General features: G+C 59.0%; 9 protein-coding genes. All 9 read left to right on the top strand.

The genetic code is table 11. From position 1 onward, the window contains the following. Positions 1-58: 58 nt before the first annotated feature. The 9 genes from QQL78_RS15105 (at position 59) to QQL78_RS15065 (ending at position 12,365) form a co-directional block, all read left to right on the top strand. Positions 59-1,492 (top strand): NAD(P)-dependent oxidoreductase, encoded by a 1,434-nt coding sequence (locus QQL78_RS15105; RefSeq protein ID WP_284374642.1) that lies wholly within the window; start codon positions 59-61, stop codon positions 1,490-1,492. A gap of 117 nt (positions 1,493-1,609) precedes the next feature. Next, complete coding sequence (locus QQL78_RS15100; protein WP_284374641.1) at positions 1,610-2,038, top strand: GFA family protein; 429 nt, start codon at positions 1,610-1,612, stop codon at positions 2,036-2,038. Further along, entirely contained in the window at positions 2,035-2,517 is a 483-nt protein-coding gene (locus QQL78_RS15095; protein WP_284374640.1) for a GFA family protein, read from the top strand. The genes QQL78_RS15100 and QQL78_RS15095 overlap by 4 nt, the downstream gene beginning before the upstream one ends. After that, a complete protein-coding gene (gene gltB / locus QQL78_RS15090; protein WP_284374639.1) occupies positions 2,514-7,046 on the top strand; it encodes a glutamate synthase large subunit in 4,533 nt (1,510 codons plus the stop codon). The genes QQL78_RS15095 and gltB overlap by 4 nt, the downstream gene beginning before the upstream one ends. A gap of 1 nt (position 7,047) precedes the next feature. Beyond that, complete coding sequence (locus QQL78_RS15085) at positions 7,048-7,731, top strand: SGNH/GDSL hydrolase family protein (RefSeq protein ID WP_284374638.1); 684 nt, start codon at positions 7,048-7,050, stop codon at positions 7,729-7,731. Between the two features lie 22 nt (positions 7,732-7,753). After that, a complete protein-coding gene (gene mtgA, locus QQL78_RS15080) occupies positions 7,754-8,479 on the top strand; it encodes a monofunctional biosynthetic peptidoglycan transglycosylase (RefSeq protein WP_284374637.1) in 726 nt (241 codons plus the stop codon). Positions 8,480-8,536: 57 nt separating this feature from the next. Further along, positions 8,537-9,202: an FtsZ-binding protein FzlA gene (gene fzlA, locus QQL78_RS15075; protein WP_284374636.1), complete on the top strand. Its 666-nt coding sequence runs from the start codon at positions 8,537-8,539 to the stop codon at positions 9,200-9,202. A gap of 64 nt (positions 9,203-9,266) precedes the next feature. After that, positions 9,267-10,295, top strand: coding sequence for a tRNA epoxyqueuosine(34) reductase QueG (queG, locus tag QQL78_RS15070; RefSeq protein WP_284374635.1), 1,029 nt, complete (start codon positions 9,267-9,269; stop codon positions 10,293-10,295). Between the two features lie 66 nt (positions 10,296-10,361). Then, on the top strand, positions 10,362-12,365 hold the full coding sequence (locus tag QQL78_RS15065; protein WP_284374634.1) for a hydantoinase/oxoprolinase N-terminal domain-containing protein: 2,004 nt from the start codon (positions 10,362-10,364) through the stop codon (positions 12,363-12,365). Positions 12,366-12,419 lie beyond the last annotated feature (54 nt).

Raw genomic sequence — 12,419 nt, 5'->3', positions numbered from 1 at the left:
TTCCTCTTCGAGCTGTAGTATCCGGTGTTTCTGGCCCGTGACACGTGAGGAATAGACCATGGCAAAGCAGCCGATGTTGAAATTTGTAAGCCTTGAGCGGGATATGCCTGAAAAGCGTCCGCCTGATTTACGTCGCGCTGATTTCAACGAGATTTATGCAGAGTACGCGGATGCCAAGGCGAAAGAGCAGGCCAGCCGCTGTAGCCAATGCGGTGTGCCTTATTGCCAAAGCCATTGCCCGCTGCACAATAATATCCCTGACTGGCTGCGCCTGACCGCCGAGGGGCGGTTGGAAGAAGCCTATGAGGTGTCACAGGCGACCAATACCTTCCCGGAGATTTGTGGCCGCATCTGTCCGCAGGATCGCCTGTGCGAAGGCAATTGTGTGATCGAATCCTCCGGCCACGGGACAGTGACCATCGGGTCAGTTGAGAAATACATCACCGATACCGCTTGGGAAAATGGTTGGGTAAAGCCGATCAAGCCGAAAAACGAGCGGACCGAAAGCGTTGGTATTATCGGGGCGGGTCCCGGCGGTCTGGCGGCGGCGGATGTGCTGCGCCGGCAGGGTGTGCAGGTCACGGTTTATGACACCTATGACCGCGCTGGTGGTTTGCTGACCTATGGCATCCCCGGTTTCAAGCTGGAGAAAGATGTGGTGATGCGCCGCAACGAACAGCTGGAAGCGGGCGGTGTGACGTTCAAATTGAATTGCACCGTGGGTAAAGACATCAGCTTTGCCGAGCTCCGCGCAGCGCATGATGCGGTGATCATCGCCACAGGTGTTTACAAAACAAGGGAAATTCAGGCCCCCGGTGTTGGTGTGCCGGGTCTTGAGCGGGCGATTGATTTCCTGACCGCGAGCAACCGCAAAAGTTTTGGTGATGCGGTGGAGGAATTTGATTCCGGTCGTCTGGATGCCAAGGGCAAACGGGTGGTTGTGATTGGTGGTGGTGACACCGCGATGGACTGTGTGCGCACCTCGATCCGTCAGGGCGCGGAAAGCGTGAAATGTCTGTACCGCCGTGACCGTGCCAACATGCCGGGCAGCCAGCGTGAGGTTGCCAATGCCGAGGAAGAGGGCGTGCAGTTTGAATGGCTGACCGCACCGAAGGGCTTTGTTGGTGATCCGGTCACAGGTGTGATGGTACAAAAGATGCGCCTGGGCGCACCGGATGCGACGGGCCGTCAGGCACCAGAGGTGATCGAAGGCGCGGATTATGTCGAAGAGGCTGATCTGGTGATTATGGCGCTGGGGTTCGAGCCGGAAGACCTGCCCACACTTTGGGGTGAGCCGGAACTGCCGGTCACACGTTGGGGCACGATCAAGACCGAATATGTCACCGGTGCCACCGAGATGGACGGTGTTTATGCGGTAGGGGATATCGTGCGCGGTGCTTCGCTGGTGGTTTGGGCGATCAAGGACGGGCGCGACTGTGCCGAAGCGATCCTTGACCGGTTGAATGGCGCGGAGGCTATTGCGGCGGAATAGGGGGCACCCCCTGTGCACCGGGCATACACCCCCAATGCACCGCCGCAGCGCAGCGAATTGATTGCCCAGTGGTAAATAGGTCAGCGGTGCTGGCGTGAAGAAGCGGAAGAATGAACAATGTCTGAAGAAATAAGCGGTCAGTGTTTGTGTGGCGCAGTTCAGATTACTGCGAAGGTAGACAACCCGCGCCTGCGGGCCTGCCATTGTGACATGTGCCGGCAACATACGTCGGGGCCGTTTTTCTCGCTGGAGACCCTGCCGGACAGTGTTGTGGTGACGGGCCCATCGCGGCAGTTCAAATCATCTGACTGGGGTGGTCGTGGTTTCTGCGGAACCTGTGGATCAACGCTTTGGTATGGGTTTGACGAAGACGGGTCGCGCAACCTGTCGGCGGGGCTGTTCCCCAATGCCGGGGGCGGCAGGCTGAAGGTTGAGTTTTTCTCTGATAAATGCCCGCAGGGCTATGCGCTTGCCGGGGATCACAGACGGATGACGACCGAGGAAACAATCGCAATGTTTGCGCCGTCAGAAGAGCAAGCGCCATGAGCAACGAAGTAAGTGGTGAAGATCTTATCGCGCCCTATCGGCGTAACGGCAGCCTGTCCGGCCGGTGCCTGTGTGGTGGCGTGGCGATTGAGATTGCCGGGGATTATGTCGCGGCGGTCGGGGTGTGTCATTGCAAGATGTGCCAGCGCTGGAACGGTACGATGTTTGGCGGGTTTGTGGCCGCGGCAGATGCGGTGACGATCACGGGTGACGTGGTGCGCCATGCCTCTTCCACGTTTTCCGAGCGGGCGTTTTGCGCCACCTGCGGCAGTCACGTCTTTCTGCGCAACACCGGCCCGGACGCGCAGGAAATAGAGTTGTTTCCGGGGCTGTTTGATGACGCACAGGATTTTCCGCTGGTGTCGGAAATCTATATCGATCGCGCCCCGCATTATGCCCCGCTTGCCGGGGATCATCCGCGCAGGACGCGGGCGGAATACGAGAGCAAAGAATTATTTGTCGAAGGAGATAACCCATGACCAAATACGATGCAGAGTGGGTCGCACGTGAAGAAGCCAAGCGGGCGATGATGGCGGAAAAGGGTTTGTACGCTCCTGAAGAAGAACATTCTTCCTGTGGTGTCGGCCTTGTTGTGAACATTGACGGAAAGCGCAGTCGTGGCGTTGTTGAGAACGGCATCAAGGCGCTTAAAGCGATCTGGCACCGTGGTGCGGTGGATGCGGATGGCAAGACAGGCGACGGCGCAGGCATTCACGTGCAAATCCCGGTGCCATTCTTTTATGACCAGGTGCAGCGTACCGGCCATAAGCCACGTGAGGACGAGCTGATTGCGGTGGGTCAGGTGTTTCTGCCACGGTCCAATTTCAGCGCGCAGGAAACCTGCCGTACGATTGTTGAATCCGAAGTTCTGCGGATGGGGTATTACATCTACGGCTGGCGGCATGTGCCGGTGAAGACTTCTTGTCTGGGGGAAAAGGCCAATGCGACCCGCCCCGAGATTGAACAGATCCTGATTTCCAACTCCAAAGGGGTGGATGAGGATGTATTCGAGCGCGAGCTTTATGTCATTCGCCGCCGGATCGAAAAGGCGGCCATCGCGGCGGGTATTGCATCGTTTTATATTGCGTCGATGTCCTGCCGGTCGATCATCTATAAGGGCATGATGTTGGCCGAGCAGGTGGCGGAGTTTTACCCCGACCTGATGGACGAACGGTTCGAGAGCGCCTTTGCGATTTATCACCAGCGGTATTCGACAAACACCTTCCCGCAGTGGTGGTTGGCACAGCCGTTCCGCATGTTGGCGCATAACGGCGAGATCAACACGCTGAAGGGCAACCTGAACTGGATGAAAAGCCACGAGATCCGCATGGCGTCGGGTGCCTTTGGTGATATGGCAGAGGATATCAAGCCAATCGTCGCCTCCGGGTCGTCAGATTCGGCAGCCTTGGATGCGGTGTTTGAGGTTCTGGTGCGCGCGGGTCGGTCGGCCCCGATGGCCAAGACCATGTTGGTGCCTGAAAGCTGGTCCAAGCAGGCGGTCGAGCTGCCACAGGCGTGGCGCGACATGTATTCCTATTGCAACTCTGTGATGGAGCCATGGGATGGCCCTGCTGCGCTGGCGATGACCGATGGGCGCTGGGTTTGTGCCGGGCTGGACCGTAACGGATTGCGGCCGATGCGCTATGTGGTGACGGGCGATGGTATGCTGATTGCCGGTTCAGAGGCGGGCATGGTGCCGATGGATGAAACCAATGTCATTGAAAAAGGCGCGCTTGGTCCGGGTCAGATGATTGCGGTTGATATGAAAAAGGGCGCGCTGTTTCACGACGCAAAGATCAAGAACAAGCTGTCAGAGGCTTTGCCCTTTGGCGATTGGGTTGGCAAGATTGTCGAGCTGGATGCACCTTTGGCCAAGGTCACAGAACAACCTGTGTTCACCGGCAATGATCTGCGCCGCCGTCAGGTGGCGGCAGGGTATTCGATTGAGGATCTGGAGCAGATTCTGGCCCCGATGGCCGAAGACGGTAAGGAAACACTGGCATCCATGGGGGATGACACACCGTCGGCTGTCTTGTCGAAACAGTACCGCCCGCTGAGCCATTTCTTCCGGCAGAACTTCTCTCAGGTGACCAACCCGCCGATCGACAGCTTGCGTGAATTCCGGGTGATGAGCCTGAAGACGCGGTTCGGGAACCTTAAGAACGTGTTGGACGAGGACAGCAGCCAGACCGAGATTCTGGTGTTGGATTCGCCTTTTGTGGGCAATGCGCAGTTTGATGAGCTGTTCAGCCATTTCAACGCGGATGTGGTGACCATCGACTGTAGCTTTGAAGCAGGGGGCACCAATTTGAACGCGGGTCTGGCCCGTATCCGGGCGGAAGCCGAAGACGCGGTGCGTTCCGGTGCTGGTCATCTGGTGCTGACGGATCACATGAGCGGTGAGGATAAGGTTGCGATGCCGATGATCCTTGCGACCAGCGCGGTGCATAGCCATCTGACGCGCAAGGGGCTGCGGACCTTTACATCGTTGAATGTGCGTTCTGCGGAATGTGTTGATCCGCATTATTTTGCGGTGCTGATCGGTTGTGGTGCGACCGTGGTGAACGCCTATCTGGCGGAGGATTCGCTGGCCGATCGGATCGAGCGTGGTTTGCTGGATCAAACGCTGACAGAGGCGGTGCAGCGCTATCGCGATGCGATTGATCAGGGGCTTCTCAAGATCATGGCCAAGATGGGCATCAGCGTTATTTCCTCCTATCGCGGCGGTCTGAACTTTGAGGCCGTGGGCCTGTCCCGCGCCATGTGTGCGGAGTTCTTTCCGGGGATGACCAGCCGGATTTCCGGCATCGGTGTCACCGGCATCCAGCGCAAGGCGGAAGCGGTCCATGCGCAGGGCTGGCAGGGCGACGGCGTGGTGCTGCCCATCGGTGGTTTCTACAAGGCGCGGCAGTCTGGAGAGACCCACGCCTGGGAAGCGTCGAGCATGCATTTGCTGCAAATGGCCTGTAACAGAGCCTCTTATCAGATGTGGCAGCAGTATTCGAAGAAGATGAAGAGCAACCCACCGATTCATCTGCGCGACCTGCTGGACATTAAGCCTTTGGGTGAAGCGATTGGTCTGGAAGAGGTGGAAAGCATCACCTCGATCCGCAAGCGGTTTGTGACGCCGGGCATGTCCTTGGGCGCGCTCAGCCCAGAGGCACACAAAACCTTGAACGTGGCGATGAACCGGATTGGCGCGAAGTCTGATTCCGGCGAAGGCGGTGAAGATCCGGCGCATTTTGTTCCCGAAGCGAATGGCGATAACCCATCTGCGAAGATCAAGCAGGTGGCATCGGGACGCTTTGGTGTCACAGCGGAATATCTGAACCAGTGTGAAGAGCTGGAGATCAAGGTCGCGCAGGGTGCCAAACCCGGTGAGGGTGGGCAACTGCCCGGCATGAAGGTGACCGATCTGATCGCGCGGTTGCGGCATTCGACAAAGGGGGTGACGTTGATTTCACCACCGCCGCACCATGACATCTATTCCATCGAAGACCTTGCGCAGCTGATCTATGACCTAAAGCAGATCAACCCGCGCTGTAAGGTGACGGTGAAATTGGTGGCATCCAGTGGTGTTGGCACAATTGCCGCCGGTGTGGCCAAGGCCAAGGCGGATATCATTTTGATCTCTGGGCATAATGGCGGCACAGGTGCCAGCCCTGCCACCTCGATCAAATATGCGGGTCTGCCATGGGAAATGGGTCTGACTGAGGCGCATCAGGTGCTCAGCATGAACAACCTGCGGGATCGCGTGACCTTGCGCACCGATGGTGGTTTGCGCACGGGTCGGGACATTGTCATGGCGGCGATGCTGGGGGCCGAGGAATATGGCATCGGCACGGCGGCATTGATCGCCATGGGATGTATCATGGTGCGCCAGTGTCAGAGCAACACATGCCCTGTTGGTGTCTGTACGCAGGACGAGGCGCTGCGCGACAAGTTCACCGGGAATGCGGATAAGGTTGTGAACCTGATCACCTTCTATGCCACGGAAGTACGTGAAATTCTGGCAAGCATTGGTGCCAAATCGCTGGATGAGGTGATCGGTCGTGCCGATTTGCTGACGCAGGTTTCACGTGGATCGGCGCATCTGGATGATCTGGATCTGAACCCGCTGTTGATCACGGTCGATGGGGCACATGATAACGTTTATGACCGTGACAAGCCGCGCAATGTGGTGCCGGATACACTGGATGCGCAGATCGTGCGGGACGCGGCGCGTTTCCTTGGGGATGGTGAGAAGATGCAGCTGTCTTATGCGGTGCAGAACACTCATCGGACCGTGGGCACACGGGTGTCGAGCCATATCGTGAAACAGTTCGGCATGCGTAACACGTTGCAGCCGGACCACTTGACGGTGAAGCTGACCGGATCTGCGGGGCAGTCCTTGGGGGCCTTTGCCGCACCGGGGCTGAAGCTGGAAGTGTCAGGTGATGCGAATGACTATGTTGGCAAGGGTCTGTCAGGGGGCACGATTGTGGTGCGTCCGCCGATGTCGAGCCGCATCACCGCATCCGAGAACACCATCATCGGCAACACCGTTCTATATGGTGCAACCGAAGGCTATCTGTTTGCCGCTGGACGGGCGGGAGAACGGTTTGCGGTGCGCAACTCTGGTGCAAAAGTGGTGATCGAGGGCTGCGGCAGCAACGGTTGTGAGTATATGACCGGCGGTGTTGCGGTGATCCTTGGCGCGATTGGTGCAAACTTTGGTGCCGGTATGACGGGCGGGATGGCGTATCTCTATGACCCTGATGGCGAGGCGACCAAGCTGATGAACCATGAAACGGTGGTGACCTGCCCTGTGACGGTGGATCATTGGATGGGGCAGCTGGAAGAGTTGCTGGAGCGTCATCTGGAAGAGACCGGCAGCCGCAAGGCCGCGGATATCTTGCAGCATTGGGATCTGGAAAAGCAGAACTTCTTGCAGATCTGTCCCAAAGAAATGCTGGCGCATCTGCCTGCCCCGCTGAGCCAGGAACCTTCGGCTGTGCCGGCGGAATAACATGATGTGGATCGTCAGGATCGCAGCGCTTGTTGTTCTGCTTGCGGGGTGCACGGATCGTGCCCCCCGCGGTGGCGGCGATGTGTTGGTTCTGGGCGATTCCGTTCTGGCGTGGAATGCGAGTAAAGGGGCGTCGATCCCCGATGTGCTGGCGCAGTCACTGGGCCGCACTGTGATCAGCAAGGCGGTGCCCGGCGCACAGTTTGACAATAGTTCTGCCCTTGCCGGGGCGGTTGGGTTTGACATCCAGCGACAGTTTCCCGGCGGGCGCTGGAACTGGATTGTGCTGAATGGTGGTGCAAATGATCTGAGCGCCGATTGTGGCTGTGGTGCCTGTGGGGCGACGGTGGAAGGGTTGATTTCGCAGGAGGGCGGTGGCGCGGTGCCCACGTTTATCACCCGGATACAGCGCGAGACCGGCGCACAGGTGATTTGGATGGGCTATTACAAAGGCAACGGCAGAGGATCGTTTGAAGGCTGCCGTGATGATCTGGTCGAGATGGAGCGCCGGTTGACGATTTATGCCGAGGCACGCAAGGATGTGTATTTTCTGGATGCCGAGGATGTGATTGATCCACGTGACCCGGCGCAGTTTGCACCTGACAACAATCACCCCTCGGTCAAGGGATCGGCCCTGATTGGCAACTATCTGGCGCAGACAATTCAATTGCGTTCACAAAACTGATCCTGCACCCTATAGCTGTGGCATGGCCCGCAAAGCGACATCAAAGAAGAAACCGGTAAAGAAATCCGTTGGTTTGCCATGGCGCAAGCGGCTGCGGCGTTGGGTGTTGCGGGCGGTGTCTGTTGTGTTTCTGGTGGTTGTGGCGCTGGTGGTGCTGGGCGCGTTGATCAACCCGCCGACAACCGCCTATATGTTTTCCGAAGGCCGACGGTTGGGCGGGGTGAAACAGACCTGGGTGTCGATTGACCGGGTGGCGCCGGTGATGGCGCGCTCTGCCGTGGCGGCGGAGGATGCGAATTTCTGTCATCATTGGGGATTCGATCTGGCTGCGATCAAGCTGGCGATTGAACAGGGATCGTCCCGCGGGGCATCAACGATCAGCCAGCAAACGGTCAAGAATGTCTATCTGTGGCACGGGCGCTTGTGGGTGCGCAAAGCGGCGGAGGCGTTGATCACACCGTTGGTTGAAGCGGTCTGGTCCAAGCGGCGCATCATCGAAGTTTATCTGAACATCGCGGAATTTGACGAAGGTGTTTTCGGGGTCGAGGCGGCGGCATGGCATTACTTTGGTGTGGCAGCCGCTGACCTGAGCGCAACGCAGGCGGCGCGACTGGCGGCGATTCTGCCGTCGCCCAAGACCAGATCAGCCTCCAACCCCAGCGGCTATGTGCGAAAGCGGACACGTCAGATCCGGGACGGGGCGGCGACAATCAGCAGGGACGGGCGTGCAGCTTGTTTCGAGAGTTGAATTGCGCAGCGTTAGCAGGCATTGAGGTCTGACATCAGTTCAGCATGAGATTTCCTAATGGCGCGCCTGTTCCACGTTCCCCTTTCCCCGTTTTGCCGCAAAGTGCGGTTGAGCCTTGCCGAGAAGAAGATCGAGGTGGAGCTGGTTGAAGAGCGGTATTGGGAGCAGGATCCCGATTTTATGCGCCGCAACCCAGCCGGGAAGGTGCCGGTGCTGCGGCTGGACGGGATCATCATGTCCGAAAGCGCGGCGATCTGTGAGTATCTGGAAGAGACAAGGCCCGACCCGTCGCTGCTGCCTTCTGATCCGGTGGAACGTTTGGAGGTGCGCCGGTTGGTCAGCTGGTTTGATGACAAGTTCCATACCGAGGTGACGTCGAACCTGCTTTATGAGCGGGTGAATAAGAAGATGATGAAACAGGGCTATCCCGACAGCAAGAACGTCAAGGCGGGGGCCAAGGCGATCAAATATCATCTGGATTACATGACATGGCTGCTGGATCATCGCCGCTGGTTGGCGGGGGATAAGATGACCTTGGCGGATTTCGCTGCTGCTGCGCATCTGTCGTCGCTGGATTATATTTCGGATGTGGATTGGAACCGGTCGGAGGTGGTGAAAGACTGGTACGCCAAGATCAAATCGCGCCCTGCATTCCGCGCCTTGCTGGCGGATCAGGTGTCTGGGTTCCCGCCGCCCAAGCATTATAACGATCTGGACTTTTAAACGGTGGCCCCCGCAGTGGATGGCGTGTGGGGAGAGTGCGGACAGTATATAAGGCAAAAAGAGAATGGACCTGAAGGCACGGTTGGTTGAACAGGCTTTGGCGGAGGGGTTTGTTGCCTGCCGGATCTGTCGACCGTGGGATGTGCCAGAGGTGCCGGCGCGGTTGGAGGCTTTTGTGCAGGCCGGGTTTCATGGGCAGATGGGCTGGATGGCAGATCGGATGGCATGGCGGGGCAACCCGGCGGCCCTGTGGCCGGAGGCGAAATCGGTGATCATGCTGGCCGAGAGTTACGCGCCCGAACATGATCCGCTGGCGGTGTTGGAACATCCCGAGAAGGCGGCGGTTTCTGTTTATGCGCAGGGGCGTGATTATCATGATATCGTGAAGAAGCGGCTGAAACGGCTGGCGCGGTGGTTGATCGAGCAGGAAGCCTGTGAGGTGAAGGTTTTTGTTGATACCGCCCCCGTGCCGGAGAAGGCATTGGCGCAGGCAAGCGGGCTTGGCTGGCAAGGCAAGCACACCAATGTGGTGAGCCGGGAATGGGGCAATTGGGCCTTTTTAGGGTCTGTTTTTACCACATTGGATTTGGAGGCGGATCAGGCGGAAGTGGACCATTGCGGGTCTTGTACCGCCTGTCAGGACGTCTGTCCGACGGATGCCTTTCCTGCACCCTATCAGTTGGATGGGCGGCGTTGCATTTCCTATTTGACGATTGAGCATAAGGGGCCGGTTGACCCTGAGCTGCGCAGCAAGCTGGGCAACCGGATTTATGGCTGTGATGATTGTCTGGCGGCCTGTCCCTGGAACAAGTTTGCAGTGCAGGCGAGCGACATGCGCTATCACGGGGCGCTGCGCGAAGCGGCGGATCTGGCGGAATTGGCGGGGCTGGATGATGCGGCATTCCGGTTGCGATTTTCAGGCTCACCGGTGAAGAGGGTCGGGCGGGATCGCTTTGTGCGCAATGTGCTTTATGCCATTGGGAATTCGGGTGTGGCGGGGTTGTTGGGCACAGCGCAGGGTTTGACCGATGATCCTGATCCGGCGGTTGCGGATGCGGCGCGCTGGGCCGTGGGGCGGTTGGCGGACGTCTGACGCAAACGGGCTGGACGATCCCGCGCCAGTCGATACATCTGATTGAAAGAAATGAAGGGGACAGCCATGGCGTTGCTATTGGGGGTGGATACGGGCGGCACCTATACGGATGCGGTGTTGATCCGGGATGAGGAAACGGTGATCGCTTCGGCCAAATCGCTGACCACACGGTATGATCTGGCGCTGGGAGTTGGGGCGGCGGTACAGGCGGTGTTGGCGCAGGCGGCGGTTGCCCCTTCGGAGATCGCGCTGGCCTCCCTGTCGACCACCTTGGCAACCAATGCGCTGGTGGAAGGGCAAGGCGGGCGCGTGGCGTTGATCTATATCGGGTTTCGCGAGAAGGATCTGGAGGGGCATGGGTTGTCCGAGGCCTTGAAGGGAGACCCCTGTATCGTGCTGGAAGGCGGGCATAATCACGCCGGTGGGGAGGCCATGGCACTGGACGAAAAAGGGCTAATCGCCTTTTTAGAGACACATAGGGATGAGGTCAGCGGCTTTGCCGTAGCCAGCCAGTTTGCCACACGTAATCCGGCACATGAGCTGCGCGCGGCGGAACTGGTGGCGCGGATTACCGGGCGACCAGTGTCGGCCTCGCATCAATTGTCGGCCAAGTTGAACGGGCCCAAGCGGGCGTTAACGGCAGTGTTGAACGCACGGTTGATCGGTATGATTGACCGGTTGATCGGGCGTGCGGAAGACACGCTGATTGCCTTGGGGGTTGAAGCACCGTTGATGGTGGTGCGGGGGGACGGGGCGTTGATTTCCAGCGGGCAGGCGCGGGAACGGCCGATTGAGACCATCCTGAGTGGGCCAGCGGCGTCGATTGTCGGGGCGCGGTGGATGACGGGGGCGGATCATGCGCTGGTCAGCGATATTGGCGGGACCACAACCGATGTGGCGCTGCTGCGCGACGGGCGGCCGGCAATTGATCCGGCGGGTGCGCGCGTCGGCCCCTATCGCACCATGGTGGAGGCGGTGGCAATGCGTACCAGCGGGCTGGGCGGGGACAGTGAGGTGCATTTTATTGCCGAAGGGTTGCAGGGCGGTGTGACACTGGGGCCGAAACGGGTTTTGCCGGTGGCCTTGGTGGCGGTGGAGGCACCCGAGGTGGTGCATAGCGCGCTGGAAGCGCAGTTGCGCTCTACGACGCCGGGAGAGCATGACGGGCGGTTTGTACGTGCGGTTGAGGGGGTGAGCCGTGAGGGCATCGGGCCACGTGAAGCGGCGCTGCTGGAGCGGATCGGAGGGGCGCTGCATCCGCTGGAGAATGTATTGCGCGCGCGGGTGGAACAGGGCGCGTTGAAACGGCTGGTGGAGCGCGGTTTGGTACAGCTTGCCGGTGTGACCCCCTCGGATGCCAGCCATGTTCTGGGGCGGGTGATGGAATGGGACGCAGGTGCGGCCCGCAAGGCGCTGCAACTGTTCGGGCGCAGGCGGACCGGATCGGGGACGGTCCTGTCAACCAGTGAAGAAGACGTTGCGCAGATGATCGTGGATCGGTTGACCTATCAGACGATTTTGGCCTTGTTAGATACTGCTTTTGCCGAAGAAGGCACACCGTTTGAGGCAGATCCGGCGGCATTGGCCCGACATGAGTTGATGCAACGCGGCATGGGCGGGCACCGTGGATTGGTCAAGTTAGAGACGGGTTTGAATGTTGCGGTGGTGGGGCTGGGGGCCTCTGCGCGCAGTTATTATCCGGCGGTTGGTGAAAAACTGGGCTGTGAGATGATCCTGCCGGAGTATGGCGGAGTTGCAAATGCCATCGGTGCGGTGGTGGGACGTGTCACAATGCGCCAGAGCGGCACGGTCACCTCGCCCAGTGAAGGGAAGTATCGGGTGCATTTGTTGGAAGGGCCGCAGGATTTTGCGGATCAGGACAGTGCGCTGGAACGGTTAGAGACTGTTTTGAAGGAAGATGCTCTGGCACAGGCAAAGGGGGCGGGGGCGGAGGATATACAGGTGACTGTGACACGTGACATTCGCACGGCGGGTGTGGAGGCGCGCGAGGTGTTTATTGAGGCGACGATCATGGTGGAAGCGGCAGGGCGACCACGGGTGGCGGTTTAGAGGGAATTGAAAGGGTAAGGCGGGGAGAACCCCGCCCTACAGATTGTGAAGTCG

The organism is Sulfitobacter pacificus, assembly GCF_030159975.1.
GTDB lineage: Bacteria > Pseudomonadota > Alphaproteobacteria > Rhodobacterales > Rhodobacteraceae > Sulfitobacter > Sulfitobacter pacificus.
The sequence above is the reverse complement of the archived record's forward strand: the minus strand, read 5'-3'. Positions and strand labels throughout refer to the sequence as shown.